Raw genomic sequence first — 26,623 nt, 5'->3', positions numbered from 1 at the left:
TCACACGCTGAAGGCCCAAACATTCCATGCCTTTTAAAAAATCCTATAAACCCGAGCCCGTTTTCCCTGATCTGGGAGAAGGGTTTGGTGATGACGTGCAGGCCGCCGCGTTCCCCAAACATATTCTGCGCTACCGCAATGATGTTGCTGCCAAAACCGTTGGCCTTGACGGCCTGACCGATGAGGAATGGACCAAACATTTTGGCGCCTTCCTGCCACTTGACGACAACCTCAAAAACCCCATTGCACAGCGCTATCACGGCCACCAGTTCAGAAGCTATAACCCGGACATCGGTGACGGCCGCGGTTTTCTGTTTGCCCAGATGCGGGATGATGCGGGCCGCCTGATGGACCTTGGCACCAAGGGCACCGGCACCACACCCTATAGCCGCTCGGGCGACGGCAGGCTCACGCTCAAGGGTGGCGTGCGCGAGGTGATGGCGACAGAACTTCTGGAAGCGCTTGGTGTTTACACCAGCCGCACATTCTCGCTTATTGAAACGGGTGAAAGCCTGATGCGCGGGGACGAACCCTCCCCCACACGGTCGAGCGTGATGGTACGGCTCTGCCACGGCAATATTCGCATCGGCACCTTCCAGCGGCACGCCTTTTTCACCGATACCGCACGGATTGAAACCCTCATCAACTATTGCCTGAAACATTATTTTGATACGGAACCAAAAGGCAGCGCCGCAGACCGTGCGCTTCTGTTCCTGCGGCTTGTGATGGAACGTGTGGCCGTGCAAGCGGCGGAGCTGATGGCCGCCGGTTTTGTGCACGGGGTGCTTAATACAGACAACATCAACATCACCGGCGAGGTGTTTGACTTTGGTCCGTGGCGTTTCCTGCCCCATATGGAACTTGGTTTCACCGCCGCCTATTTTGATGAAACCGGGCTTTATGCTTACGGCAGACAACCCGACGCGCTGCACTGGAACATCTATCAGCTTGGTGGTGCGCTCGCGGATATCTGTGAGGAACAGGCGCTCAAGGATGTGCTCGAACCCTTCCCCCATATCTACCTCAAAGCACTCAGGGAAAAACTGCTGGCGCGTCTCGGTGTCAAAGCCAAGGGCGACAAGGAAGACGATGCCCTCTTAACGCTTATCAATAACTTCATGCTCGAGGAAAAATTCCCGTATGAGCGTTTTTTCTTTGACTGGTATGGCGGCGGCGCAAGCACCAAACGGGCAGACGCAAGCCCCGAGGCCGAACGCTACACTTCAGCCGCAGACCTGAAAGCCGCGCTGGCGAGCTTTGGGCCCGCGCGCGCAGATGCGCTCAACCATCCCTATTTCAGCGATGCCGCACCATGCACTATGTTGATTGAAGAAGTGGAAGACATCTGGTCGCACATCGCGGAGCGTGACGACTGGCAACCGCTATATGACAAGATTGACGCGATCCGGCGTATGGGCGAAGCACTCGGAAACTAAAACGCGCCAACAAGTTCCCCTACCGGCAACACAGTGTTGCACAGGAGGGCGCTAGCGCCATCACACATCGATCTTATCTTAGACCTACCGATGAGGCCGATGAGGAGGACAAAATGCCCGCAACAAAGATCACATTCAAAGGCGCGCTCGGCGCTGAACTGGCGGCAAAGCTGGATGCGCCCGAGGAAAAGCCCCGCGCCTATGCGCTGTTCGCGCACTGTTTCACCTGCGGGAAAGACCTGAACGCTATCAACCGCATTGCCAAAGCCCTCAATGATGACGGTATCGCCCTGTTTCGGTTTGATTTTACCGGGCTTGGTCGCTCGAACGGGGATTTTGCCAACACCAACTTCTCGTCTAACGTTGCAGACCTTCTTGCAGCCGCTGAATATATGCGGCAAGAGCTTGAAGCCCCGTCCATCATGGTTGGTCACAGCCTTGGCGGTGCCGCAACGCTTGTGGCCGCAGGGCAGGTGCCTGAGGTGAAAGCTGTCGCAACAATCGCCGCGCCGTTTGACAGCGAAAATGTGCTGAAACAGTTCAGCGAAGATCTGCACAGCATCGAAAAAAATGGTGAGGCAACCGTCTCGCTGGCTGGACGACCCTTTAAAATCAAGCACCAGTTTGTGGAGGACGCCCGCGCCCAGAATGTGGAAACCGCGATACGTGGCTTGAGAAAACCACTGCTGGTGATGCATAGCCCGGTTGATGAAACTGTCTCGGTTGACCATGCCCGCCGGATTTTTGAAACCGCGAAACACCCCAAAAGCTATGTCTCGCTCGACCTCGCAGATCACCTGCTGATGCAGCGCCCGCATGACGGCATTTATGTCGCCCGCGTACTTTCCGCCTGGGCAAGCCAGTATCTGGATAGCTGAGGGGTTATCGCCCCTGATGCACCGCACCGCGCTCAAAGGCCGGCAGGATATACCGCTCCAGCATCTCGGTGGTTTGTGCGTGCATGCCGCGCGTGTTGTAATTTGTGGACGTGATAACCGTCACCATTTTGAGGCTCGGGATCACCACAACCTTATTGCCGCCGTTGCCCGCCATGTAATAGGCCGGGTACGCAGCGCTTGTGGTGGCGCTTTTAAACTCACCCACCCACCACAGGTAACCGTATGACGTGGTTTCATCCACGCTTACCTGCGGGCTGGTCATCGCGTTTGTCCAGCCTTTTGGCAACAACCGCCTGCCGTGCCACATGCCGCCCGCGCGCACCAGTTCCGCAACCTTCCACAGGCTGCGGGTTGAAAGCAGCAAACCACCGCCTGTTTGCTCTTCGGCAGATGGGGAGCGATACCATTCATAGCGGGTGATGCCGAGCGGCCCGAAAAGGGCATCGTCTACAAACTCGTCCACGCTCAACCCCATGGCACGTTCAAGCAGTTGTCCGATCAGGAAGCTGCCTGCGGTGCAGTAGCCAAAGGGGCCAAAACCGCCCTCATTGCGCGCATAGCCTTCCATGGTGGGCAGATTGAGTACAAACTCCGTCCAGTTTGCGCGTTCGTGCATCTTGTCTTCATAACCCGGCGAGGCTGGGTCATTGTCGTTACACGCGAGCGCAGACGACATGGTCATCAAATCACGGACGGTAATCCCGCGCTTGAGATCAGACATATTGTCATGCGGTCCCACGTCACCGAAAAATTGAAAAACACGTTCATGCTCGTCAAGCAGCGCACCCTGATAGATCGCCGCGCCAACCGCCATGCTTGTCAGGCTTTTGGTGACAGACCGGGTGTTGTGAAGCGTGTCTGCATCGCGACCGCCAAAATAATGCTCCGCAAGCACCTTGCCGTCTTTCGCAACCAATATGCTGGTGATGTTTTCATAGCCGCCCTGCGTTGCCGCCTCGACAAGTTCATCCATTGTGGTGTTGGCATGGGCTGGCGCAAAGGCCGCACATATCATTATGGCAGCCGCCATTAACTTGAAGGGCATAGGTTTCCTCTCGGCACTTTAGGTCGCGCGACTGACTGTTGTGGCAAAATGCGTTCTCATTATGATACGCGCCATGATACGCGCCGGTGCGGGCAGACCCTACTCTGCTTTCTCGGCTGCGGCAAATATCCCCTCAAACACTTCAAAGGGCAGCATGACAGACCCGTGCCTGCCGGGGTGGTCCTGTACCGGCGCCAAAAGCGCCAGTTCTTGCCATTTATCAGGGAAGTGTGCTTCCCCCGTTTGCACCATGGTGCGGAACCGGGCTGCGATATCTGCAAGCTCTGTCTCACCGAGACCAATAGCGTGCTGGCCCACGATTGCAGCTGTCGCCTGTCCGAGCGCACAGGCTTTCACTTCCCAGCCAAAGGTTTTGATCCGACCGAGCACAAGGTGAGCGTCGGCGCTGATACGGCTGCCGCAGATACGACTGGTTTTGGTCACCGTCACATCGGCAGCCACCAGACGCTTCTGATGGGGGATGCGTGTGGTCCAGCGCAATATCTCTGTATTATACAGCTCAGTCATGTCGGCTCATTCATCTTATAGCCCGTGTTGCCGCCCATGCGGCCGTCAAGGTGTGATCCGGCGCGGTCCTTTGTTCGTAAAACCATCAGGCCCGGTTGCCAAGGGACAAAATTGTGATCTGCCACAATCTTGCGTTTCTCTTGAAATCCCGGTAATTCTGACCATATCAACTGATGTTCGCGCGTTCGATTGCGTGAACCTACATACTGCCCCGGCAATTCCTTGCCATGAAGGGGACTCATCCACAGAAAGGAATTTTGATGGATGCCGTACTTGAAAGGGCCGAAAGTGGCTCTGAACTGAAGGTCATCCCGGAAGGTGCTCGTCCGAGCGCTGGTGGCCGTCCATCGCGCGCCGAAGCTGAGGCTGCCGTGCGTACTCTTATTCGCTGGGCTGGTGACAACCCAGGCCGTGAGGGCCTTCGCGACACCCCCAAACGGGTCGTGAAAGCCTATGAAGAATTTTTTGCAGGCTATAACAAAGACCCGGAAGAAATTCTCGCGCGCACCTTCGGTGAGGTTGCCGGCTATGACGACATGGTGGTCCTGCGCGGCATTCGCGTGGAAAGCCACTGTGAGCACCATATGGTACCGGTACAGGGCACCGCCCATGTCGCCTATATGCCGAACGGTAGCGTTGTTGGCATCTCGAAGCTTGCGCGTATTGTGGAAGCCTATGCCCGCCGTCTGCAGACACAGGAAACCATGACCGCACAGATCGCTGACGCGATTGAGAAATATCTCGACCCCAAAGGCGTAGCCGTGGTGGTTGACGCAACACATCAGTGCATGACCTGCCGCGGTGTGAAGCACCACGGGGTCTATACCATCACCCGTCAATTCCGGGGTTGTTTCCGTGAAGCCGACCAGGAACGCCGGTTCTGGGACCTGATCCGCGGCTAAATGCCAGACTAAATGTCAGACTAAATGTCAGGGCAAGAATCTGTGACTTGATGAAGCGGCGCATCTATCCGATGATGCCGCTTCACTTATTTATGGAACTGTTCACCAATGAAATTTGCAGACAGAAGCGATAAAGTGGCGCTTGAGAATGGGCTTGAGTTTGCCCCCGGGTTTGACGACCGAGGTCTTATCCCCGTTGTTACAACTTGTGCAACCTCGGGCCGCGTGCTGATGCAGGCGTGGATGAATGCAGAGGCCATTTTAAAAACGATCGAGACGGGCGAGGCGCATTATTTCTCTCGCTCACGCCAAACGCTTTGGCACAAGGGGGCGACATCAGGCGAGTTTCAGGTGGTGAAAGACTTCCGTACCGACTGCGACCAGGATAGCCTTTGGCTGGTGGTGGAGCAAAAAGGCGGCAAGTGCTGCCATGTGGGGCACACAAGCTGCTTTTACCGAAGCATCCCGCTTGGGCAAGCCCTTGAAGTCGACCAGATGATTAAACTCTCCCATGAAACATAAGGCCGCCGCATTTCTCCTTGGGCTTTTGGCTCTCACCGCCACGCAGGCTTTTGCGCAGGAAGGTGCAACTGAAAGCGCGGAAGAAAAACTGCGAAAAATGCGCGAAGCGGGCAACGCGCCTGAGACCGTAGTCACCAGTTTCCACCGCCCTGCGGCAGACAGCACCATTGCGCCGTGGCGTTCTATCGGCCGGGTCAACATCGGCGGGCGGGCGCACTGTTCCGGCAGCCTTATTGGCCCAGACCTTGTGCTTACCGCTGCTCATTGCCTCTATTCCCGCGCACAGGAGGGGCTGGTTGTTCCCGGTGTCGTGCATTTTGTGGCCGGGTATCACGCGGGCGGTTATGCGGGGCATTCCAAAGTGAAATCTTATGTGGTGAGCCCGGCCTTTGACGGCACCAAAGGCGCATCGCACGAAACCCTGCAATATGACTGGGCCCTGCTTACCCTTGAGGAACCCATTGGCGAAAGTGTGGGTTTTCTCGCGTTCCCGTCCAATGTCACCATCAATGCTGACGGCAAAGTGAACACGGTGCTGCAAAGCCCTATGATTACGGTCGCAGGGTATCCGGGAGACCGGGCGCACCTTCTCTCCCTTGAAGAGAATTGCCGCATTCATGCCGCCGCGCAACGCGGGCATGTTCTGGTAACCGATTGCCTGTCTATTGGCGGGGACAGCGGTGGCCCCATCCTTCAAGAGGTTGATGGCACATGGCAGGTGATTGGTATCCAGACAGCCAGCACCAAAATCCGTGGCAAGGTTGCCAGCATGGGGGTTTCCATCATTGCCTTCTGGCGCGAATTTGTCGCGCTACGGGATGCAGAAGCGATCCCAGCCACAACTGATAATGATATAGAATAACATTTCACCGCAGCTCGAAACCCACTTGTCGCATCTTGGTTGTGCTTGAGCGCCACCAAGGCAAGCATCGTTTTATCAAGGCATCACGTTATTGACGGGAAGAGATAGAGCACGACAGCGGTGCGATAGTTCGAGGTCAACACAAGGTGCTCCGGCTGATTGTCCTCTCCGGAGTATCCTCCTGTCAAAGCAACTGCCCCGCTCCTGAAGCGGGGCATTTTTTTGTGGAAGGCTGGCCCGCGTCACGCGCTCGCGCTCAAATCCGCATCCTGCCTGTAGCCCCCAATCAGCTCACGATAATGCGCTATTGGCATGGGTTTACCGGTGTAAAAGCCCTGCACTTCATCCCCGTGCTCAAGCCGCAGCATGGCAAGCTGGGCTTCGTTCTCGACCCCTTCAGCAAGGACCGGGATATCAAGCCCATGGGCAAGGCCAATCATGCCCTTCACGATCCCAAGCGCCTGCTGGTCATTCTTCAGGTCGGTGATAAAACTCTTGTCGATCTTGAGCTTGTCAAACGGGAACTGCCGCAGGTAGCTGAGCGACGAATAACCCGTGCCAAAGTCATCCATCGCCAGCAGGATGCCCTTCTCTTTGAGCCGGGTGAGCATGGCAAGCGCGCGCACCTCGTCTTCAATCAGCACCCCTTCGGTGATCTCAAGCTCAAGCCGGGTGGCATCCAGGCCGCAATTATCCAGCATGGCCGCGATCTTCTCAGGCAGGTTGTCATCCACAAATTGAAGCGGTGACAGGTTCACAGCAATGCGCAGCGGCTTGTTCCAGCTTGCGGCTTCCCGGCAGGCCTCCCTGAATATCCACTCACCGATATCAACGATAAGGCCGCTTTCTTCCGCGAGCGGGATAAACTCAACGGGGGAGATAATACCGCGTTTTTTATGGCGCCAGCGCGCGAGCGCTTCAAAACCGGCAATCTCGCCTGAATCGATATCAAATTGTGGTTGATAGAGGAGAAAAATTTCACCGTCAGTCAGCGCGCGGGAAAGCTCAATCTTCAGCCTGCGCCTGTCTTCAAGCGCCTTATCGGCTGCGAACTCGTAAAAACAGAAAGTGCCGCGCCCCTGGCCCTTGGCTTTTTTCATCGCGATTTCCGCACGGGCAAGAAGATGCGCCGGTGTGCTTGCATCATCTGGCGCAATGGATGTGCCCACGCACGCTGTCAGCTTGATCTCCTGCCCGGCAACGGTGAAAGGCTGCGCGAGTTTGCGGCGCAGGCGTTCGTGCAACAGCTCCGCGCTTTCCTGCAATTTCACTGCTTCCTGCGCGATGCAGAACTGGTCTGCCCCAATGCGGGCGACAGTCACCATGCCGCGCAGGCTGCCTGTCAACCGCCCGGCAAAAAACTTCAAAAGCTGGTCGGCGGAGCGCTGGCCAATGGCGGTGTTCATTTCCTTGAAGCCGTCAATATCCAGATAGTGCAAAATCACTTTCTGCTCGGCTTCCTCAGCCGCCTCCATGGCGTGCTGCAGCCTGTCCATCAGCAACTGCCGGTTCGCGAGCCCTGTAAGCACATCATAGTTGGCAAGGAAGTTGATGCGTTGCTCGGCTGCGCGACGTTCCCTCAGGTCCCGCACCACGGCCACATTGTGGGCTTCACCACTTACAATCGCGCTTTTGAAATAAAGCTCGGTCGGTATTTCTTCAGCCGTCGCGCTTAAAAGGGTAGCTTCCTCAAGCTTCATGCCTGCTTCAGCCATTTCTGTGATTGTCTGGCCGCTTGGGAAATCTCGAAAATAGCGCGAGAAGTCTGCGCCGCTGAGACCCCGCATCGAATTGCCCACAAGGGAAAGGAAACTTTGGTTGGCGTTAACAATGTGGCCACCATGGTCAACCACCACGATGCCCTCAATGGCGGCGTCGGCAAGGCTTCTCAGCCGGTCCACCTCAACGGCACCGCCCCGGTTCACCCGGAAATCAGAGGCCGCCATGGCAAGGCTTGCACTCAAAAGCGCAATGGCCGCGATGGAGACGGTAAAGCCCATCACGGTATCCGAGACCAGTTTGTCCGGCACCACAAGGCTTGGGTCCACGGTTACCGCAATGCCCGCAACCGCCACCACATGTGTGGCGATCATTGCACCTGCAAGCAGAAGGGCCGCCAGTATTTGCCGCACAGCGTCATCGGTTTTATGCATCACCACAAAAGAAGCACCCGAAAGTGCAACACCTGTAATAAGCGCGACACTGCTGAACCTTGGGTCAAAAAACAGGGTGCCCTGCACGCTGATGCTGGCCATCTCGATAAAATGTGTCGAGGCAATGCCCGCGCCCACAATGATGCCTGACAGTAGCCGGGCACGGCGGGTGCGGTTATAGGTTGCGATCATGAAACCGGCACCAACCACAGCAATGCTCACCAGCCCAGCGATACCGCTCATCAGCACACTGTGTTTTACCGGCATGCGCAGGTCCCAGCCAAGGGACGCTATCATATGGGTCGCCCATATGCCGCAGCCGATCGAGATAGCGGTGATGATCAGCCAGCGCTTTCTCTCCTGTTCCGCGCACACCCGCGCGCGCTGTAACAGGGAGAGGCAGGTAACCGCACAAAACAGCGCGAGGAACATGGCCAGGAGAAGCACCCTGAAATCGTGCCCATGGAGAAGGCTGTCAAAAATTCTTTCAATCATACCGAAGCGCTTGTTGCCCCCAATGCGCCAAACGGCATTTTGCCGAACGACCTGAACACATAGTGCCTTTATTAAGCGGCAGGACAATTGAAATTCTGTTAACCGACCGGGAAATTATTTGGGCCGCCACCGGGTAGGTTAGCCTTGAAGCGCCCGTAGTGATATCATGGGGTGATATCATGGGCAAAATTGCCCAGGAGGCAGCACGTGCTCAAGGAACTCTATACCTCGCTTACCTCACGCACCGCACCCGGTGCGCGCAAGGCAGGTCTTGCCCGTGAAGTTGCGGGTATCAGCGGGCGATACAGTCGGCAAAAAGAAGCGTGGGAAAACCACCTGCAGCACACAAAAGAATGTATCAGCGCGCACCTGCATGAAGCGGAAGCGGGCGAGCCGCTTCTGGTGCTGGGCGCGGGCCTGTGCCTTGACCTGCCGCTGGATGCACTGAACGGCCACCCGGCAGGCGCCCTGTTGGTTGATGCGGTTGAGACAGCGCGCGCGAGGCATATGGTGAAGCGGTACGATAACCTCGCGTTTGAGCTCAGCGACATCACTGGATGCCTGTCCTCAAGCAAAGCCCCGCCCCAAGTTGCGCCTATCCCGCTGGCAGGCTACGGCATGGCCATTAGCTGCAACATCCTCAGCCAGCTTGCCCTGCCATTCGCGTCCAGCCCACCGGAAAATGACGAGGAAAAAGCCATCATCACCAAACTGCAGGACGCCCATATCCGCGCGCTGATGGCCATGAACTGCCCGGCTTTGTTGATCACCGATTATGAGCGCGTTGAAATGCACGGGGACCACGACCATATCGTGACCACAGTTGACCGAAGCCACCTGCCCGGCGCACCGCTGGAGGCATGGCAATGGTATATCGCCCCAAAGGGCGAGGTGAACCGTCATCTGGATATTCGCCTGAATGTGGGGGCGTGGCTGCTCAATGCCTGAATTGGCGGATATTTCAGCGTCTGGTGAAGACGTGTTTTTCAGACTCGCCCGCGCCCCGGTGCATGGTTATAGTGAGCAAAATTACCGGTGAGGCATATGCTCGAAATCGTTCAAATCCCGGTCCTGACGGACAACTATATCTATATCATCCATGAACCGACCTCGGGTGAAACCGCGATTGTGGACCCCGCCGTGGAACGTGAAGTTGTTGAGACACTTGAGGCCAGAGGCTGGGAGCCAGATTATATCCTGAACACCCACCACCATGGTGACCATGTGGGCGCGAACCTTGCGCTCAAACAGCGGTATAATCTCAAGATCATCGGCCCATCCGCTGACCGCGACCGTATCCCCGGTATTGATGTCGCCGTCGCGGAAGGTGACCATGCCTATATTGGCGCTATCGCGGCAGACGTTTATGACGTGCCCGGGCATACACGCGGCCATATCGCCTATCATTTTGCAGCAGACCACGCGCTTTTTTGTGGCGACACGCTGTTTGCCATGGGCTGCGGGCGGCTCTTTGAAGGCACACCAGAGCAGATGTGGCTGTCGCTTTCAAAATTCCTGAAGCTGCCGGATGAAACCCGCATTTACTGCGCCCATGAATATACACTCTCGAACGGCGCTTTTGCGCTATCGGTCGAGCCAGACAACAAGGCGCTGCAGGCCCGCATGCAAGAGGTGCGCGCGATGCGCAATAAGGGCGAGCCAACGGTGCCAAGCCTGCTGGGTATTGAGCGGGAGACAAACCCGTTCCTCCGGCCGATGAGCGAAGAGATACAAGACAGGCTGGGCATGATTGGTGCGCCCTGGCCCAAGGTTTTTGGCGAAATCCGCCGCCTGAAAGACAATTTTTAAGCCACACAAAGTGGCGTTATCCAAAGGGGGATAAAATGAAAAGCCTGACAGTAGGAGTAGCTATGGCTGCCGCCATTACAACAGTGACGTTTGCGAACGACGACCCTTACCTCTGGCTTGAGGACGTGGAGGGTGAGAAGGCGCTTGAATGGGTGCATGAGCGTAATGCGCACTCCCTTGAGCTGCTGGAGAAAGACGCCCGCTTTGAAGACCTCAAGGAACGCGCGCTCAAGGACTATAACGCCAAGGACAAAATCGCCTATGGCAGGCTTCTTGGTGGCTCCGTCCACAACTTCTGGCAGGACGAAACCAACGTTCGCGGCCTGTGGCGACGTGCAAGCCTCAAATCCTATAAGGCCGGTGACCCGAAGTGGGTCACCATCCTTGATTTTGATGAACTGGCGAAAGCCGAAGATGAAAACTGGGTCTATAAAGCCCGCAAATGTCTGGCGCCTGACTTTGGCCGCTGCCTCATTGAACTGTCCCGTGGTGGTGGTGATGCCGTTGTGGTGCGCGAGTTTGATGCGGTTACCAAACGCTTTGTAGATGGTGGTTTCAAGACAGACGAAGCCAAACAGGAAGTGGTGTGGATTGATGCCGACACCGTGCTGATCGGCACCGATTTTGGCGAAGGCACCATGACCGATAGCGGCTACGCCAATCAGGTAAAAATCTGGAAACGGAACGAGCCGCTTGCCATCGCCAAGCTGATGCATGAAGGCGACACGAAGGATGTGGGCAGCTTCCCGTTCGCAAGCCACCGGCCAGACGGCAACTATGTGGGCATTGTGCAGGCTCCTGACTTTTTCACCGAGGTCATCTATGTGCTGGACGGTGAAGAAGAAGTCTGGGACCAGAAGGAGATGCGCCGACTGGAAATGCCGCTTGAGATCAGCTTCAAAGGTTTCTACGGCGACATGGTGATTGTGCAGATGCGCAAAGACTGGACCCTTGGCACCAAAACCGTAAAAGCCGGTACGCTTGTTTCCATCAAGGTTGCGGATGCCCTTGCAGGCCGCCCGGAGATGAGCATCAGCGAGATTTTTGTACCCGGTGAGCGTAACTCCATCGACGGGGTAGAGATCGGGAAAGACCGTATCTTCCTCTCGATCCTCGATGAAGTGACCGGTCAGCTTGTTTCTGCCAAGCTTGGTGCAAAAGGCTGGGAAACCAAAAATCTGGGCATGCCGAAGAATGGCTCCCTGAATGTGGTGAGCGCCGATGAATGGACCGATACGGCCTTCATCAATTTTGAAAGCTTCCTGCAGCCAGACACGCTTTATAGCGTTGAACTTGGCCGCGAGCCGGAGGCCATCACCTCCCTGCCTGCACGTTTTGATGCAGACAATATGGTGACGGAGCAGAAGTTCGCCACTTCCGCAGACGGCACCAAAGTGCCCTATTTTGTCATTCATCACAAAGATGTGCCGATGGACGGCTCAACCCCCACTATCCTGTACGGTTATGGCGGGTTTGAGATTTCCCTGACCCCCGGTTACCTCTCGGGCACCAGCAAGCTGTGGCTTCAGGAAGGTGGCGCTTATGTGATCGCCAACATCCGTGGCGGCGGCGAATTTGGCCCCAAATGGCACCAGGCCGCGCTTAAAGCCAACCGCCAACGTGCCTATGACGACTTTATTGCGGTCGGCGAAGACCTTGTCTCCACTGGCCTCACAAGCCCTAAGCATCTTGGCATTCGGGGTGGTTCCAACGGTGGGCTTTTGATGGGTGTGATGACCACCCAGCGCCCGGACCTTTGGAACGCGGTGATCTGCGCCGTGCCACTTCTTGATATGATGCGCTTCCATACCCTGCTCGCGGGTGCCAGTTGGATGGGGGAATATGGCAACCCGGATGTGCCGGAAGAGAAAGAGTTCATCCTCAAATATTCGCCATACCAGAACCTGAAAGCGGATACGGACTACCCGGAAGTGTTTTTCTACACGTCCACCAAGGATGACCGTGTGCATCCGGGCCATGCCCGCAAGATGGCGGCCAAAATGCTCGGTATGGACAAGCCTGTGATCTATTATGAAAACACGGAAGGTGGGCACTCTGCCGCAGCGAACCTGAAGCAAAAAGCCTATACGGACGCGCTTCAGATTGTCTATGCGCTGAAGAAGCTCAAGGATTAAACTCCGCGATATAACAAACACCACAAGGGCGGGAATTTCCCCGCCCTTTTTCATTTTGAAAAACTTATGCAGATTTCAATAAAAAGTGAGGTGCTAATCTCAGGGGCACGCGCTACCGTCCTACGCATATAAAAACATGCTAGGAAACACGCCCATGCTAAAATCACTCTCTACGCTTGCGTTGGCAGCAAGCCTTGGCCTTGCAAGCGCCATAACCGGTGCGGCATTTGCCGAGGAAAAACTGCCCTACTCAGATAAAGCCCCCTTCTCTGATAAAGCCATGGAAATTTTGCGCACTGCTGTTGGCATGCGTACCGCTGAAGGCCACGGTAATGTGCCAAAGTTGGCCGCTTATCTGGCGAACGAGTTCAAACAAGGTGGCTTCCCTGAAGAAGACATCCACCTGCTGCCTGTTGGTGACACGGCGGCCCTTGTGGTGCGCTACCGTGGTGATGGCTCCTCTGGCAAAAAGCCAGTATCCCTTTCCGCGCATATGGATGTGGTTGATGCCCTGCCAGAAGACTGGGAGCGTGACCCCTTCACCCTGATAGAAGAAGACGGCTATCTTTTCGGTCGCGGCGTGCTTGATAACAAAATGGGCATGACATCGCTGACCACCAACTTCCTGCGCCTGAAGGCGGAAGGTTATGTGCCCAAGCGTGACCTTATCATCGCTTTCTCGGGCGACGAGGAAACCGGCATGGTTTCAACGCAAGCGCTGGTGAATGAGTATATCGAGCTGACAGACAGCGAGTTTGTGCTGAACGCAGACGCGGGCGGCGGTGCGCTGGCACCAGACGGCAGCGTGATCAGCTACAACATGCAGGCAGCCGAGAAAACCTACATCAGCTTTGAGATGACCGTCACTAACCCCGGTGGGCACAGCTCGCGCCCGCGCGACGATAACGCGATCTATGACCTCGCCGACGCACTGACCAAAATTCAGGCGTACAAGTTCCCGGCCCGCTCAAGCGAGCTGACCCGCGCCTTCTTCAAGGCATCAGCCCCCATGGCGAGCGGTGACCTTGGCAAAGCCATGGCAACGTTCGCCGAAGACCCGGCGGACGAGTGGGCGATTGCGGAGCTGCGCTCCCACCCCGAATATGTCGGCACCACCGGCACCACCTGTGTGGCCACCATGCTGAAAGCAGGCCACGCGGAAAACGCACTGCCGCAAAGCGCATCAGCCGTGGTGAACTGCCGTATCTTCCCCGGTGTGGGCGCGGAGGCGACGCTCAACACCCTCAAGGAAGTGGTGGATAATGACGCCATCACATGGCGCCCGATGAAAGACCCGGTTGAAACCGCCGCTTCGCCCTTGCGCGACGATGTGTGGGAAGTGCTGGAGCGCGCTGTACACGCCCGCTATCCCGGCGTGACCATTGTGCCCTATATGGAATCTGGCGGCACAGACGGCATGCATTTCCGCTCAGCCGGGATCGAGAGCTATGGCATCTCAGGTATTTTCCTCAAGGGGTCTGACATGTTCGCCCATGGCCTGAATGAGCGCCTGCCGCTTACGAGCTTCTATGGCGACCTTGAGCATTGGTACATGATCCTCAAGGATATTTCAGACGACTAAAGCGCCACGCCCAAGCCACACCGGGCGCCACACAAGCGACGCACTGAGGGCGGTTTTCACCGCCCTTTTTGCTGTTTTCCGCCACACATTTTGCCCTCTATGCCACACCTAAATTAATCATAGGCCGTAAACTACGCCTTATGGGTGTACTTTCATGGACAGTGAGAGATCAAACCGAGGGGAAGGGGTATGGGTGTCACACATTCAAAATCAGTCAGGAAACCATCAATTTTAATCCGGCGCGTGGCGCTTCTTGTCGCCGCCTGCCAGCTTAGTGCCTGCGTTGAAACCAGCAATCTTTATAGCCGGGATATCACAGCGGTCACACCAAGGTGTAACCCGGTTTTGTTCATTGTCTCCCTCAATAATGACGATGATGACGGTCGCGGCGGTGCTGACTTTAATCAGGCTCGGTTGCCTGCAAACGAAGACAATCTGCGCACCTTCACCTTCAACCACCCGGGCGCTGCCAAGGTGTTTATCGGGGAGCCTGTGCTGGTGCGCGGAGGCACCTCAGCTGTCGGCAAAGGCGCCAACAAACGCGTACGCGCCTATAGTGTTAATGCAGCCGGTGCGCCGGGCCGGGCGTTTGGGTTCAATCAGGTTTACAACACCCCCGTCACTTTCGTGATGGAAGGCACCCATGTTAGTGGTGGCCGGAACGATTTTGGCTTCGAGTATGACTACCGCAACGCCCAGGACCAGCATATCTGCGGCCCCGGTGCGCAGGGCACGGTGGTTGACGCCCGCGGCACCATCTCGGTCGAGAAAGGCCACGGCACCAACTTCAGCGTGAACCGGAAGCTGCTGATCGATTCTACCGTCAGCGCCACCAGCACATGGGCACCGGCGGGTTTTAACCCCACTTGGCAGTATGACGGCACATCAACAATCGCGACGCCAAACGCGCTCAACACCACCTTCACATCGCAGCAAACTCTAACCCCTGTGGCCAACAAAGATGCCCACCACTTGGCGGCGCGGGTGACAGATTCCGGCATGTCGATTGACGTGCACACACCGCTCAATATCACAGCCCCCGTGCACGCCGAAGCGCCGCCCGCATGGCAAACACGGCCGGTAAGAACCGTGACAACACCGTGGCTTAACGCTAATCCGGGCAATATCTCGCTATTCTCCAGCCGCATTGTTTATGAGCTTCAGGACCAGTTTCATGAAGACATCAAAGACAGTGCGTGGGAAAACCACGAGGTGCAGATACAGGAGAACATCGGCCTTGTTCTTACAAGCCCTATTCCTGCCGTCAACGCGTGGATGGGGGCTAATCTGAACTGGACCCGCCCTTGGGTTAACAAGCCTAACGCACGTATCAACGATAACCTCAACGCGCTTCAAATCCCCAACAACATCATTGTGGTGAATAACGCCGGGCGGCTTTCATTTGTACCGGGTCTGCAAGCTGTGGGCGGGGTCTTGATGAATTTAGGCGGCGGCACGCACCAGTGGGAAGCCTCAGTAGACGGCGCGCTGCCGACGGTTGTGACCCGGAATACTTTCACGGTCGCCACATCCGCCACAAGACCACGCGGCGGCGGCATTGAGATCCAGCTCACCTCCACCTACGGTGTGGTCACGCCTTAAGCTCACAAGAGGTCAAGTTGTTCGCCCTTGGCCTCTACCGCCGTAAGCTGCCAGTTGACCGGCTTTTTGCCCTGGCTTTCAAGGTAGGCATTTGCCTTTGAGAAATGCTTGCAGCTAAAAAAACCACGATAGGACGACAGTGGCGACGGGTGTGGCCCTTCAAGCACCAGATGGCGACTGCGGTCAATGCCCGCGCCTTTTTTCTGGGCATGCCCACCCCACAGGATGAACACAAGGCCGTCCCGCTGGCTGTTGAGCACCTCAATGATACGGTCGGTAAACTTCTCCCACCCCTTTTTCTGGTGGGAGCCTGCCTTATGGGCTTCGACGCTTAACACCGCATTCAGCATCAGCACGCCCTCCAGCGCCCACCCTTCAAGGAAACCATGTCCAGGGTGCGTCACCCCAAGGTCATCCTCAAGCTCCTTGTACATATTTCTGAGAGACGGCGGCACATCCACACCCGGCTGCACGGAAAAACTGAGCCCATGCGCCTGCCCCGCGCCGTGATATGGGTCCTGCCCAATGATCACAACCTTCACCGCATCAGGCGGGGTGAGGTTAAGGGCGTGGAAATAATTTTCACGTGGTGGGAAGATGGTTTTGCCCGCGCGCTCTTCAGCATCCAGAAATGCGGCAAGCTTGTGCATGTAGTCTGAGGTGAATTCACCTGCCATATAGGCTCGCCACCCGTCTATGAGCGGAACGTCTGTCATCACTGCATGTGTCATAAAACTGCCCCGTACCTCCCCGCATTCGCTTCATGCATACACGCCAAAAAGCCACACAGGAACCTCTTTGTCGGGCATTTTTTTGCTCAAGCCCAGCACCAAAACACCACCACCCACACCAGATTAGAGAAACTACGCGACGCACGATAAGGATTGGCTTTTCAAGCCTCAGCTCAAAAGGCAACAGCCATTCCACGACACATAATAATGACAGTATTTCAGTTCTATTATTGTTATAAATTAGCATTTTATTTCTTTTATGTCGAAATAACAGCCATTATGAGGTAAAATTTTCTACCCGAGAGATTCAGTTCTTCTCGTTTGTGGATATGGCACTGCGCCCTTATCTGAAGAACCATCGGATAGTTTATTTTACAAAGTGTTGCCGTGGCGGAGCCCGGGACACCACAGACCTTGAACCGCCAAGCGGGCAAGTGTTGAGCGAGGAGTGAAGATCATGAGCAGCATTCCGGTTTTTCTCACCAGCGAGAAGCACCACATCCTGATTGTAGGCACCACCGCTGCTGCTATGGCGAAGGTTGGTCTTTTCACCCCCACTGGCGCACGCATCAGCGTTGTCGGCGCTGGCGCGCAAGCGGCGCTCAAGGACGCTGGCCTGCTGCCTGAAGATACCGGCGCGAGCACAGTTATTGTGCACGACCGTGCCTTCACGGAAGACGACCTCACCGGCAAAACACTGGTTTACATTGCGCTTGATGACGAGCTGGCGGAAGAGCGCGTGCTGCGCCTGACCGAAGCTCGCAAGCTGCCGGTGAATGTGGTCGACAAGCCGCTTAAATCCACCTTTACAACGCCCGCGCAGTTCTCGCGCGGTGCGCTGCAAGTTGCCTTTTCCTCCGGCGGCATGGCACCGGTATTTGTACGCCGCCTTCGTAGCAGCCTTGAGAAACTTCTGCCCCCTTCTCTTGGTGTGCTTGCCTCTGCGGCGGGTGCCGTCCGTTTACGCGTCAAGTCCCTCATACCGGACGCGACCCGTCGCAGGCTTTTTTGGGATCGGCTCTATGACAATGCTGGCCAATATGCAGACCTGACGCAGGAAGATGTTGAACGCCTGATTGTTGATGCTGCGAGAAGCCACCGTGTGGGTGCAACAACTGGCCAGGTACAGCTTGTGGGCGCAGGCCCCGGCGACCCGGACTTACTTACCATCAAGGCACACCGCGCGCTGCAACAAGCAGACGTAATCGTATATGATCGGCTGGTGAGCCGAGACGTGCTGGCGCTTGCGCGCCGCGATGCCGAGCTGGTGTTTGTTGGCAAACGTGAAGGCGACCACGGCATTGGGCAGGATGGTATCAATAAGCTGATCGTTGAAGAAGCGCTTAAGGGCCGCCGTGTTGTGCGCCTCAAGGGCGGTGACCCGCTTCTTTTCGCGCGTGCGGGTGAAGAACTGGCCGCCCTGCGCGCCCATGACATCCATATTGAAGTGGTGCCCGGCATCAGTGCCTTCCAGGGCATTGCCGCCACCACCCAGATCCCGCTGACAGACCGAGAATATTCAAGCTCCATCACGTTGGTGACCGGCCACCTTAAGGACGGTTCCTATAAAGACTGGGCGCGCCTTGCGGGCGGCGGTCAGACTCTCGCCGTTTACATGGGTGTGCGCGGCGCTGGCCTAATCTCAAGCGGTTTGATTGGTGAAGGCGTTAAGGCCTCCACCCCTGTTGCTGTAGTTGAAAACGGCACACGGGCAAACGAGCGCCGTTTTTACGGCACGCTTGAAGGCCTCGCTGAGCTTGTTGCCAAAAATGATGTGAAAAGCCCGGCGCTTTTGTTGATTGGTGATGTTGTGAAAAACGCCGCCGATCTTGCGTGGGCCGAGAAAGAAACTGAGCGCCTGAGCGCTACAGCCTGAGTTTAGGGAGTACCAAAGTATGGCTAAAAAAATTACAGGGCCGCAGATGATTGTCGCAAACCTCCTGCTTGACGGGCGCGTTGTTTTCATGCGCGCCGACGGTAGCTGGTCTGCGCTTGCGGGCGACGCCGCCACAGCAGCGGATGAGGCAAGCGTTGAGGCGCTTGAAGCGCTCGCACAAAAATCAGCCGCATCCAACCATGTGCTGAGCATTGAAGTCGTTGAAGCAACGGAACGGGACGGCAAACCCTTCCCTGCGCACATGAAGTTCGCCATGCAGGCAACGGGCCCGAGTGTGCGCACCGACCTCGGTTATCAGGTTTCCCCGGACTGGGAACGCTAAGAAAAACCAAACGAACAGCCAAACGATAAGCAAGACGATTAAGAAGGCATCCAAACCATGTACGCTTACGACACATATGACCGCGCGATAGTCGACGCCCGCGTTGCGGAGTTCCGCGACCAGGTAGAGCGCCGCGTGAAGGGTGAGTTGACGGAAGAAGAGTTCCGCCCGCTTCGCCTGATGAACGGCCTTTATCTGCAACTGCATGCCTATATGCTCCGGGTCGCTATCCCTTACGGCACGCTGTCTGCTGACCAGATGCGCCGCCTTGCCCTCATCGCCGACAAATACGACAAGGGTTACGGCCACTTCACCACGCGCCAGAACATCCAGTATAACTGGCCAAAGCTATCTGAAACGCCGGACATTCTGCAGGAATTGGCTGATGTTGAGATGCACGCCATCCAGACATCAGGCAACTGTATCCGCAACGTGACAACCGACCAGTTCGCGGGCGCCACGGCTGACGAAGTTGCAGACCCACGCCCGTACGCAGAGCTTATCCGCCAGTGGTCGAGCTTTCACCCTGAGTTCTCGTTCCTGCCGCGCAAATTCAAGATCGCCATCACCGGCGCTGATCATGATCGTGCGGCCGTGAAATGGCACGACATCGGGCTGGTGGTGAAGAAAAACGACAAGGGCGAAATCGGCTTTGAAGTGCTGGTGGGTGGCGGCATGGGCCGCACGCCGGTTATTGGCAAAACCATCAACGACTTTGTCGCGGAAGCTGACATCCTCAGCTACCTTGAAGCCATCCTGCGCGTTTATAACGAGCAGGGCCGCCGCGACAATAAATACAAAGCCCGCATCAAAATTCTTGTGGAAGATTTGGGCGCAGAAGAATACGCCCGCCAAACCAATGAGGAATGGGCGCGTATCAAAGACCAACCCATTGACGTGCCTGAGGAAGAAGTTGCCCGCATCCGTGCTTTCTTCGCGCCACCACCGCTGCCTGTGCTGGCTGACGAGGTGCCCGCAGTAGAAGAGCTTGCGCGCAAGAACTTCATCTTCGCGGCTTGGCTCAAAAACAACACAAACCCGCACAAGGTGCCAGGGCATGTGAATGTGACCATCAGCCTGAAACCGCACGGTGGTATCCCCGGTGATGCGACGTCAGAGCAGATGAAAATGGTGGCAGCACTCGCGGACGAATACAGCCAGTCTGAAATTCGTGTGAGCCATGAACAGAACCTGATCCTGCCGCATGTGGCCAAAAAAGACCTGCCTGCCATCTGGACAGATCTGGACGAGGCCGGCCTTGGTGCTGCGAACGTGGGCCTGTTGACCGATATCATCGCGTGCCCCGGGCTTGACTATTGCTCGCTCGCGAATGCGCGGTCTATCCCGCTTGCGCAAACCATCACCAAGCGTTTTGACGATATCAAGCGCCTGCAGGACATCGGACCGCTGAAGATCAAGATCTCCGGCTGCATCAACTCCTGTGGTCACCACCATGCGGGCCATATCGGCATCCTTGGTGTCGACCGTAAGGGTGAGGAAAATTATCAGCTGCTTCTTGGTGGCTCTGGCGCAGAAGACGCGTCGAGAGCAGCCATCCTCGGCCCCGGCTTCAATGAAGAGGGCATTGTGGACGCAGTTGAGAAGGTCGTGGCGGTTTATCTGGGTGAGCGCACCGAAGGCGAAGAGTTTCTCGCCACCTATCGCCGCGTTGGCCCCGCAGTATTCAAGGAGGCGGTTTATGGCGCTAATTAATCTTACAGGTATTGAGCCCGGCCTATGGGAAAACCTGGCTGACGATACCGCACCTGAGGAAGGCGCAAGCGTTGCCATCCCGCTCAAACGTATTGAGAGCGAGGACGAAGACTTCTTCGCAAGCGCTGGCAAGGTCGGGGTGATCGTCTCTACAGACATCGCGTACACAAGCCTCGCCCCGCTCGCCAACAAGCTCGCGTTTGTTGTGATCGACTTCCCTGCTTTTGGTGATGGGCGCGGTTTTTCGCTGGCCGTTCGCCTACGCAAAGACCTTGGCTTCAAAGGTGAAATTCGTGCAACAGGCCCGGTGATCCCGGATCAGGCCCTGTTCCTCAAACGAGCAGGCTTCGACACACTGGATGTAAGCGACGAGCGTAAGGTGGCGTTTGAAAAAGCACTTGAGAGGTTTGACGCATTTTACCAAAGCGATTTTGGTGGCGAGCTTTCCGTGGCCCACATGCGGCACAGCAAATCAGCAGCTCAAGAAGATGAGGAGCGTAAAGCATCATGACCGCTGCAACCGCCCTCAAGACAGCCGACTATTTTGACCCGCTCGATGCTGTTGATTACCTTGACGCGCGCTACGCAAACGTGGCGCCTGAAGAGGTGATTGACGGAGCGCTCAAATATTTCGGCCGCCGGTTTGCGCTGGTGTCGTCTTTTGGGTCGGAATCAGCGGTGCTTTTGCATATCGCGAGCCAAGTCTCAAAAGACATCCCGGTATTGTTTCTGGATACCGGCAAGCTGTTTGGTGAAACCAAACGTTACCGGGACGAGTTGGCAAACCTTCTGGGTCTCACCGACGTACGCTCCATCACGCCAGACCAGAACGACCTGCAAGCACATGACCCCAAAGGCATTCTTTGGTCACAAAGCACCAATAAATGCTGCTTCATTCGCAAGGTTGCGCCCATGGCGCGCGTGCTTGAAGGCTTTGAAGGCTGGGCATCCGGCCGCAAACGCTATCAGGGTGGTGTGCGCAGCCTGCTGCCGCACTTTGAAGCCTCAGACGGCCGGGTAAAAGTGAACCCGCTTGCTTTCTGGACCAAAGATGACGTGCTTGACTATAAAGCGCGTGCTGGCCTGCCCGACCACCCGCTGGTGGCGGACGGTTTTGCGTCCATCGGCTGTATGCCATGCACCGATCGGATTGAAGAAGGTGAGAGCGAGCGGGCGGGCCGTTGGCGCGGTCAGGCCAAAACCGAATGCGGTATTCATCTGTCCATAAGCGAGAACAACCGTATCCTGTCCAAATCATGAACCCTGAGAGTGCCCCGGCGCTCTCATCTCAGCAAAACTCACAAGATTTTCTTGGCGTCCCGCCCACAAGTGCCTATGATGCGCTGAGTAAGATTTTCTAACGCAGGATAGTCTATGAAACGCTCCCTGTTGCCCTTGAATGCGCTCCGTGCCTTTGATGCGGCCGCACGTCATATGAGCTTCAAATTAGCCGCTGATGATCTCTCGGTAACGCCTGCGGCCATTAGCCAGCAGATCCGCTCACTTGAAGAGTTTCTCGGCATTGAATTGTTCCGACGCACCAACCGCTCGCTCGTGCTTACCGAAGCTGCGCAGCTATCGCTGATGCCGCTTAAGGAAGCATTTGAGAAGATGGAAGAAGCGGTCGATATCTTGACCGAATCGAAAACATCCAATGTTCTCAAGGTCAGCGTTTCGCCGTCTTTTGCCAGCAAATGGCTGGTACCCCGGCTGGCCTCATTTTATGAACGCCGACCGGATGCGATCGTGAAAATTTCAGCCACCATGCACCTCACTGACTTCAAGGCTGAGGATGTTGATATCGCCATTCGTTACGGCCTTGGTGGCTATAATGGCATGTTTGAAGAAGAAATCCTGCGCGAGACAGTGTTCCCCGTATGTGCGCCCGGCATCATCAATGAAGACAACCTGACAGACAGTGCCTGCGCGGTGCTCAAGCACACATTGATTCATGACGACAGCACGGTCGAGGACGACAGTGTGCCTACATGGGCCATGTGGTTGAAGGCAGCAGGCGTGGTGATGCCAGACGGCATGCCGGCACTGCACTTCAACAATCATGCGCTGGCAATTGAAGCGGCTGTTGCGGGCCGCGGTGTCGCGCTCGCACGTTCCGCCATCGCGGAAGAAGACCTCAAGGCCGGGCGGCTCATCAAGCCCTTTGGCGAGGCGGTGCCGATCAATTTCGCGCATTATATTGTCTGCCCGACAGAAAAACTTAAGAATGAGCGTGTACAAGAGTTTATTGACTGGCTGAGAACGGAGACCCGTAAAGCCTGACAAACCAAAAGGCATGCGATTGGGGGCCGAGGTTTGGATTGGATACATGATCACCACAAGTGTCCACAGCTTGGCCCGAGATATGGCCCGCAACCTGGCGCATAGCTTGGCTTGCAAGCTCGCCCGCTGCCTTTTTGCCCTGTTCTTACTGTGCTGTAGCCCAGCGCTGCTTCAGGCAGCGCCTGAAACAACCTCGCCTTCCCAATGCATGCGGCTCGGCGCAGACGAAAGTCTTGGCGACGCCTTTGCTGCTTTCGATGCCTTTTTCCAAGACCTTTATAACCGGGCTGGTTACTGCGCCAAATCTGTTGCGATGGACCCCAAGCGTATCGAACAGTTGCTCATTCGCGGAGAGTTGGACGGCGACTGGTTCCGCCCTGGTGACTATGTTGCAAGCATGTCGGATAAGCTTATCAGTCTGCCTCAACCCCTGTTCGGGCTTGAAGCCCGGCTTATCTGGCTGGACCGCACCGCATTTTCCGGCAAACCGGAAGACCTTCGCGGTCTGAAGGTTGGGTATCAGGCCGGGTTTCGTTGGCTTGAGAGCCACTTGCCGCAAATGGGCGCTCACCCCTTCGCCGTTTCAAGCACGGCACAAACATGGGAGCTGCTCGCGCGCGGGCGTATTGATGTGTTCGCCACCAGTGGCTTGCACGAAGCGGCCATTATAGACCACTTGAGGTCGAAGGAAGACGCCGTCAATCGTGCCTTATGGACAACTGTATCTTTCTTCCATGCGCTGAACCCTCGCCATCAGGATAAGGCAGAAAAACTTAATAGCGCCCTCAAGGTGATGATTTTGGAGCAAACACCCGCGCGCTCCTTCCTTCGGCCTGGCATGCAACCTGCCGCCTTAAACGAATAGGGTAATAGCCTCAGCCGAAAACGACCGAGGCTATCAGCGGGCACAAGAGGAGGAGTGGCCCGCGGGGGCTCGTCGGCGACAATGGCCTAAAAATTATAGGCCACGCCTAATCCGATGGTCAGGTCATACTTTTTGGTGATACCGGGGTTTGCCCGCACCTTTTTATCGAGATATGAGGCGTTTCCAAACGCGATGACCGACCAACGATCATCAATGGAATACAGGGCCATAAGCTCAGCAGAATAATTGATCACGTCATCCGACAAGCTATAGAGCGGCAACAGAGGGTCGCCCTTTTCCAGCATTTTAGCGCGCTGTTTTTCTGTTACCCCCCACATATGGTTCGCAAGTTTGCTGCTTTGCCATGTGGCTTTGATGCCTGGCGTGACCATCAACTTGTCTGAATGGAAGGTGTAGCTATAACCAACACTGACTTCCTGGCCGCTATGGGTATCTGTCACGTCCTGTAGTATCTCGGCACTGAGAGAACCGAAGCTGCCATGAAGGCCAAGCCGTGCGCCCGCGTCTGCGGTGACCTTATCCCGGCTTGAACCCGGCAACATGCGTGCGGACGCGATCAGGTCAAAGGACAGATGCAGGTCATCAGGGTTGCTGGGTTGCGGCAGCAGACGATAGCCAAGCTCCAGCCCCTCAAGGTAAAAGCGCTCCCCTCTATAAGCCACATAAGGGAAAGCGTTGTAGCTCGAATCTTCCGCTTCAAACGGGCTTTCATAAAAAAGCCCTATGCCGCCCACCGTCCATTTCGGCGGGCCGTCCTGTGCCGCAGCCGCCGCCGTGATGCAAGAGGACACAACAAATGCCGCTCCTAATTTCCATACTGTCATGACTATCTATGCTCCTTGTCCCTTAGGCCGTTTTGGCCTCTAATGCGGGAGAACTTTTTCTTGATACGGTTCTATTAAATAATTGGTTCAGCCATCAGGAGAGTGCAGCGCGCGCAAGCCCACCCAATATGAGCGCAGATATAAACCCTGCAACCGCAACAAGTGCCAGCAACACACAAAACAGATAATATTTTTCGTGCCGCATAAATCACACCTGCCTTTATTGTTCATAATCTCCAGATCGGCCAACAATGAATGAGGCAAGGCCCGCCTGCGATCAAACCAGCATGCGTAAAACGGCTGTTTTTCTTCGCGAAAACGCCAGCAACCCGCCAATGCGCAATTCACGCTTCGTGAATGATCCAGGATTGTGCTCGGGAAGCTTGATTGAGAGCACGCCGCCGCTAAGATGCAATTCGCATCGAGGATAAATGTGTTTTCAGGAACCACTGTGACACTAAACGACTTAAAAGAATTTTGGGGCAAACCCACGATCCAGAATGAGCTTCGCAAGACGCTCTACATGGCTACCGCTGGTGTTGTGCTCGGGCTAATCGGCCCGTTTGACAGCTATAACCTGCCGCAGGCATTCGCCCGGCACCTGTACTGGCTCAGCCTGATCCTGATCTCATCACTAATGAGCGGACCTTTGGCGCGAGGTATGTTTCCGCCCATGATCAGGGCTGGTTTTAACCCTTTGCTTGGCTTCATCGTCTTTGCGTTTGCCATGTCAGTGGGCATTTTTCCCTTCGTGATATTCAATGAGATTTATCTCGCCAGCCCTTACGGCGTTACCTGGGATTATAGCCTTGAGTTTCTCAGCTATGTTGGTGCGTGGGATTATGTTGAATGGTTTGGGCAGGTGTTGGTGCTCACCGTTGTACTCATTGGCGCAATCAGCATGATCCACAAAGCGGTCCAGAAACCTGATGAAGCCGCCACGCCTGCCCCAACGCACGCCCCTCAAACGGCAGGACAGAACTTCCTAAAGCGGCTCGCGCCCAATCTGGGGGATGAGCTATTATGCCTGTCGATGGAAGATCACTACCTGCGGGCCTTCACCACAAAGGGAGACCAGCTTATCCTCATGCGGCTCAAGGACGCAGCTGTTGAGCTGGACGATTACCCTGGCCTTCAGGTTCATCGGTCTCACTGGGTGGCGCTGGATGCTATCAGCGAGGCCAGGCGCGACGGTAGGCGGATACTGCTGAAGCTGAAGAATGACCATGAAGTGCCGGTATCGCGCAGCTATGTTGATCACCTCAAGGCGCAGGGCATTCTGTAAAATTGCAGCTTTAATGTTTGGTAAACGCTTTTGTCCTTAAAGTTCCCCGGTCTGGACCTTGGGGGACACGATGATGAAGTCAATCATACAGATAAGCCTGGTAGTTTCGCTGCTTGTAGGCACAGCGGCGATCGAAGCCGTTCTACCGTTTTTCGCCGATGGTCAGCAAAACCCCGAATACGGCTATATCACCAACTCTCGCGACTATGGCACAATGAGAGGCTGGCAAAAATGTTTGCAGCGTGGCAGCGACGAGGCTGAAGGTGTGAGGCGCGAGCGTTGCACCCAGCATCTGGCGAAACTATATGAAGGCCCGCCCATAGATATCGAGGTCACAGGGTTTATGCCGGGCCATGCTTGCGCACATTCGCCACATAGTCGGTTGACCCGCGCGGTTCAGGCTGTTGTCACCAACCGGTCAGGCAATGACTATTTTTTCTCGCTTGAGGTGGATGCCGAGAATGACATTACCGACACACACGGCGGCTCAGGCAAGATCGATATCCAGCTAGCACCGAATGCGTCAAAGCAGGTTTGCTTCACTGCATTTGCATTCGAGAATACTGAAAAGCTGCAAGCGTTTCTGCCCGCAGAACATCTATCAGAATTTGAGGTGCGGCACGCGTCTGGCATCGAACATAACGCCGATAACAAAGATGCACTGCTGGCGCGCTTGTTCTAGAAGCGCTTAATCGCTTAGGGAGAGCCGGGCCAC

At 55.9% G+C, this 26,623-nt stretch carries 24 protein-coding genes; 19 read left to right on the top strand and 5 right to left on the bottom strand.

Features of this window, described 5'->3' with window-relative positions:
• Nucleotides 1-26: 26 nt before the first annotated feature.
• On the top strand, nt 27-1,436 hold the full coding sequence (locus ACOOGA_RS12900) for a protein adenylyltransferase SelO family protein (protein WP_420428836.1): 1,410 nt from the start codon (nt 27-29) through the stop codon (nt 1,434-1,436).
• Between the two features lie 113 nt (nt 1,437-1,549).
• Complete coding sequence (locus ACOOGA_RS12895) at nt 1,550-2,314, top strand: alpha/beta hydrolase family protein (protein ID WP_420428834.1); 765 nt, start codon at nt 1,550-1,552, stop codon at nt 2,312-2,314.
• A 4-nt stretch (nt 2,315-2,318) separates the two neighbouring features.
• On the opposite strand, the gene ACOOGA_RS12890 is transcribed toward ACOOGA_RS12895, so the two are convergent.
• Both ACOOGA_RS12890 and ACOOGA_RS12885 read right to left on the bottom strand, forming a co-directional pair.
• The gene (locus ACOOGA_RS12890; RefSeq protein ID WP_420428832.1) at nt 2,319-3,380 is read right to left on the bottom strand and encodes a serine hydrolase domain-containing protein; all 1,062 of its coding nucleotides are present in this window, start codon (nt 3,378-3,380) and stop codon (nt 2,319-2,321) included.
• Between the two features lie 99 nt (nt 3,381-3,479).
• Nucleotides 3,480-3,908, bottom strand: coding sequence for an iron-sulfur cluster assembly scaffold protein (locus ACOOGA_RS12885; RefSeq protein ID WP_417459916.1), 429 nt, complete (start codon nt 3,906-3,908; stop codon nt 3,480-3,482).
• 260 nt (nt 3,909-4,168) lie between these two features.
• Here ACOOGA_RS12885 and folE point away from each other — a divergent pair, with 260 nt between their 5' ends.
• The 3 genes from folE (at nt 4,169) to ACOOGA_RS12870 (ending at nt 6,194) form a co-directional block, all read left to right on the top strand.
• Nucleotides 4,169-4,810 (top strand): GTP cyclohydrolase I FolE, encoded by a 642-nt coding sequence (gene folE / locus ACOOGA_RS12880; protein ID WP_420428830.1) that lies wholly within the window; start codon nt 4,169-4,171, stop codon nt 4,808-4,810.
• Between the two features lie 108 nt (nt 4,811-4,918).
• Entirely contained in the window at nt 4,919-5,332 is a 414-nt protein-coding gene (hisI, locus tag ACOOGA_RS12875) for a phosphoribosyl-AMP cyclohydrolase (protein WP_417459914.1), read from the top strand.
• Nucleotides 5,322-6,194: a trypsin-like serine peptidase gene (locus ACOOGA_RS12870; RefSeq protein WP_417459913.1), complete on the top strand. Its 873-nt coding sequence runs from the start codon at nt 5,322-5,324 to the stop codon at nt 6,192-6,194. The genes hisI and ACOOGA_RS12870 overlap by 11 nt, the downstream gene beginning before the upstream one ends.
• 242 nt (nt 6,195-6,436) lie before the next feature.
• On the opposite strand, the gene ACOOGA_RS12865 is transcribed toward ACOOGA_RS12870, so the two are convergent.
• Nucleotides 6,437-8,842: a bifunctional diguanylate cyclase/phosphodiesterase gene (locus tag ACOOGA_RS12865; protein WP_420428828.1), complete on the bottom strand. Its 2,406-nt coding sequence runs from the start codon at nt 8,840-8,842 to the stop codon at nt 6,437-6,439.
• Nucleotides 8,843-9,049: 207 nt separating this feature from the next.
• On the opposite strand from ACOOGA_RS12865, the gene ACOOGA_RS12860 reads away from it, so the two are divergent.
• From ACOOGA_RS12860 to ACOOGA_RS12840, 5 genes are all read left to right on the top strand, one after another.
• Nucleotides 9,050-9,790, top strand: coding sequence for a hypothetical protein (locus ACOOGA_RS12860; RefSeq protein ID WP_420428826.1), 741 nt, complete (start codon nt 9,050-9,052; stop codon nt 9,788-9,790).
• Nucleotides 9,791-9,886: 96 nt separating this feature from the next.
• Entirely contained in the window at nt 9,887-10,651 is a 765-nt protein-coding gene (gene gloB, locus ACOOGA_RS12855; protein WP_420428824.1) for a hydroxyacylglutathione hydrolase, read from the top strand.
• A gap of 35 nt (nt 10,652-10,686) precedes the next feature.
• Nucleotides 10,687-12,786: a prolyl oligopeptidase family serine peptidase gene (locus tag ACOOGA_RS12850; RefSeq protein WP_417459909.1), complete on the top strand. Its 2,100-nt coding sequence runs from the start codon at nt 10,687-10,689 to the stop codon at nt 12,784-12,786.
• A gap of 154 nt (nt 12,787-12,940) precedes the next feature.
• The gene (locus ACOOGA_RS12845; protein WP_420428822.1) at nt 12,941-14,368 is read left to right on the top strand and encodes a M20/M25/M40 family metallo-hydrolase; all 1,428 of its coding nucleotides are present in this window, start codon (nt 12,941-12,943) and stop codon (nt 14,366-14,368) included.
• 189 nt (nt 14,369-14,557) lie between these two features.
• Complete coding sequence (locus tag ACOOGA_RS12840; RefSeq protein ID WP_420428820.1) at nt 14,558-15,970, top strand: hypothetical protein; 1,413 nt, start codon at nt 14,558-14,560, stop codon at nt 15,968-15,970.
• A 2-nt stretch (nt 15,971-15,972) separates the two neighbouring features.
• Here ACOOGA_RS12840 and ung read toward each other — a convergent pair whose 3' ends face one another.
• Entirely contained in the window at nt 15,973-16,701 is a 729-nt protein-coding gene (gene ung / locus ACOOGA_RS12835) for a uracil-DNA glycosylase (protein WP_420428818.1), read from the bottom strand.
• 457 nt (nt 16,702-17,158) lie between these two features.
• Between ung and cysG the strand changes: the two genes are divergently transcribed.
• The 7 genes from cysG (at nt 17,159) to ACOOGA_RS12800 (ending at nt 23,778) form a co-directional block, all read left to right on the top strand.
• Nucleotides 17,159-18,577 (top strand): siroheme synthase CysG, encoded by a 1,419-nt coding sequence (cysG, locus tag ACOOGA_RS12830; protein ID WP_420428816.1) that lies wholly within the window; start codon nt 17,159-17,161, stop codon nt 18,575-18,577.
• A gap of 19 nt (nt 18,578-18,596) precedes the next feature.
• Entirely contained in the window at nt 18,597-18,920 is a 324-nt protein-coding gene (locus tag ACOOGA_RS12825) for a DUF2849 domain-containing protein (protein ID WP_420428814.1), read from the top strand.
• Nucleotides 18,921-18,977: 57 nt separating this feature from the next.
• Complete coding sequence (locus tag ACOOGA_RS12820) at nt 18,978-20,633, top strand: nitrite/sulfite reductase (RefSeq protein WP_417459903.1); 1,656 nt, start codon at nt 18,978-18,980, stop codon at nt 20,631-20,633.
• Nucleotides 20,620-21,144 (top strand): DUF934 domain-containing protein, encoded by a 525-nt coding sequence (locus ACOOGA_RS12815; RefSeq protein WP_417459902.1) that lies wholly within the window; start codon nt 20,620-20,622, stop codon nt 21,142-21,144. The genes ACOOGA_RS12820 and ACOOGA_RS12815 overlap by 14 nt, the downstream gene beginning before the upstream one ends.
• A complete protein-coding gene (locus tag ACOOGA_RS12810; protein ID WP_417459901.1) occupies nt 21,141-21,893 on the top strand; it encodes a phosphoadenylyl-sulfate reductase in 753 nt (250 codons plus the stop codon). The genes ACOOGA_RS12815 and ACOOGA_RS12810 overlap by 4 nt, the downstream gene beginning before the upstream one ends.
• A gap of 114 nt (nt 21,894-22,007) precedes the next feature.
• The gene (gene gcvA / locus ACOOGA_RS12805) at nt 22,008-22,913 is read left to right on the top strand and encodes a transcriptional regulator GcvA (RefSeq protein ID WP_417459900.1); all 906 of its coding nucleotides are present in this window, start codon (nt 22,008-22,010) and stop codon (nt 22,911-22,913) included.
• Between the two features lie 82 nt (nt 22,914-22,995).
• Nucleotides 22,996-23,778: a hypothetical protein gene (locus ACOOGA_RS12800; protein ID WP_420428812.1), complete on the top strand. Its 783-nt coding sequence runs from the start codon at nt 22,996-22,998 to the stop codon at nt 23,776-23,778.
• 86 nt (nt 23,779-23,864) lie between these two features.
• On the opposite strand, the gene ACOOGA_RS12795 is transcribed toward ACOOGA_RS12800, so the two are convergent.
• On the bottom strand, nt 23,865-24,623 hold the full coding sequence (locus tag ACOOGA_RS12795) for a MipA/OmpV family protein (RefSeq protein ID WP_420428810.1): 759 nt from the start codon (nt 24,621-24,623) through the stop codon (nt 23,865-23,867).
• Between the two features lie 451 nt (nt 24,624-25,074).
• On the opposite strand from ACOOGA_RS12795, the gene ACOOGA_RS12790 reads away from it, so the two are divergent.
• Nucleotides 25,075-25,908, top strand: coding sequence for a LytTR family DNA-binding domain-containing protein (locus ACOOGA_RS12790; RefSeq protein ID WP_420428808.1), 834 nt, complete (start codon nt 25,075-25,077; stop codon nt 25,906-25,908).
• A 70-nt stretch (nt 25,909-25,978) separates the two neighbouring features.
• Nucleotides 25,979-26,590, top strand: a complete 612-nt coding sequence (locus ACOOGA_RS12785; protein WP_420428806.1) for a hypothetical protein — start codon at nt 25,979-25,981, stop codon at nt 26,588-26,590.
• Nucleotides 26,591-26,623 lie beyond the last annotated feature (33 nt).

It is taken from the genome of Kordiimonas sp. (genome assembly GCF_965216265.1).
GTDB lineage: Bacteria > Pseudomonadota > Alphaproteobacteria > Sphingomonadales > Kordiimonadaceae > Kordiimonas.
This window is presented reverse-complemented; position numbering and strand designations above follow the sequence as displayed.

Coding starts and splice junctions, on each gene's coding strand:
- ACOOGA_RS12810 (WP_417459901.1), top strand. CDS start 21,141: ATGACCGCTGCAACCGCCCTCAAGACAGCCGACTATTTTGACCCGCTC.
- ACOOGA_RS12890 (WP_420428832.1), bottom strand. CDS start 3,380: ATGCCCTTCAAGTTAATGGCGGCTGCCATAATGATATGTGCGGCCTTT.
- ACOOGA_RS12845 (WP_420428822.1), top strand. CDS start 12,941: ATGCTAAAATCACTCTCTACGCTTGCGTTGGCAGCAAGCCTTGGCCTT.
- ACOOGA_RS12840 (WP_420428820.1), top strand. CDS start 14,558: ATGGGTGTCACACATTCAAAATCAGTCAGGAAACCATCAATTTTAATC.
- gcvA (WP_417459900.1), top strand. CDS start 22,008: ATGAAACGCTCCCTGTTGCCCTTGAATGCGCTCCGTGCCTTTGATGCG.
- ACOOGA_RS12795 (WP_420428810.1), bottom strand. CDS start 24,623: ATGACAGTATGGAAATTAGGAGCGGCATTTGTTGTGTCCTCTTGCATC.
- ACOOGA_RS12885 (WP_417459916.1), bottom strand. CDS start 3,908: ATGACTGAGCTGTATAATACAGAGATATTGCGCTGGACCACACGCATC.
- ACOOGA_RS12820 (WP_417459903.1), top strand. CDS start 18,978: ATGTACGCTTACGACACATATGACCGCGCGATAGTCGACGCCCGCGTT.
- folE (WP_420428830.1), top strand. CDS start 4,169: ATGGATGCCGTACTTGAAAGGGCCGAAAGTGGCTCTGAACTGAAGGTC.
- ACOOGA_RS12800 (WP_420428812.1), top strand. CDS start 22,996: ATGGCCCGCAACCTGGCGCATAGCTTGGCTTGCAAGCTCGCCCGCTGC.
- ACOOGA_RS12865 (WP_420428828.1), bottom strand. CDS start 8,842: ATGATTGAAAGAATTTTTGACAGCCTTCTCCATGGGCACGATTTCAGG.
- ung (WP_420428818.1), bottom strand. CDS start 16,701: ATGACACATGCAGTGATGACAGACGTTCCGCTCATAGACGGGTGGCGA.
- ACOOGA_RS12815 (WP_417459902.1), top strand. CDS start 20,620: ATGGCGCTAATTAATCTTACAGGTATTGAGCCCGGCCTATGGGAAAAC.
- ACOOGA_RS12870 (WP_417459913.1), top strand. CDS start 5,322: ATGAAACATAAGGCCGCCGCATTTCTCCTTGGGCTTTTGGCTCTCACC.
- hisI (WP_417459914.1), top strand. CDS start 4,919: ATGAAATTTGCAGACAGAAGCGATAAAGTGGCGCTTGAGAATGGGCTT.
- gloB (WP_420428824.1), top strand. CDS start 9,887: ATGCTCGAAATCGTTCAAATCCCGGTCCTGACGGACAACTATATCTAT.
- ACOOGA_RS12900 (WP_420428836.1), top strand. CDS start 27: ATGCCTTTTAAAAAATCCTATAAACCCGAGCCCGTTTTCCCTGATCTG.
- ACOOGA_RS12785 (WP_420428806.1), top strand. CDS start 25,979: ATGATGAAGTCAATCATACAGATAAGCCTGGTAGTTTCGCTGCTTGTA.
- ACOOGA_RS12895 (WP_420428834.1), top strand. CDS start 1,550: ATGCCCGCAACAAAGATCACATTCAAAGGCGCGCTCGGCGCTGAACTG.
- ACOOGA_RS12850 (WP_417459909.1), top strand. CDS start 10,687: ATGAAAAGCCTGACAGTAGGAGTAGCTATGGCTGCCGCCATTACAACA.
- ACOOGA_RS12825 (WP_420428814.1), top strand. CDS start 18,597: ATGGCTAAAAAAATTACAGGGCCGCAGATGATTGTCGCAAACCTCCTG.
- cysG (WP_420428816.1), top strand. CDS start 17,159: ATGAGCAGCATTCCGGTTTTTCTCACCAGCGAGAAGCACCACATCCTG.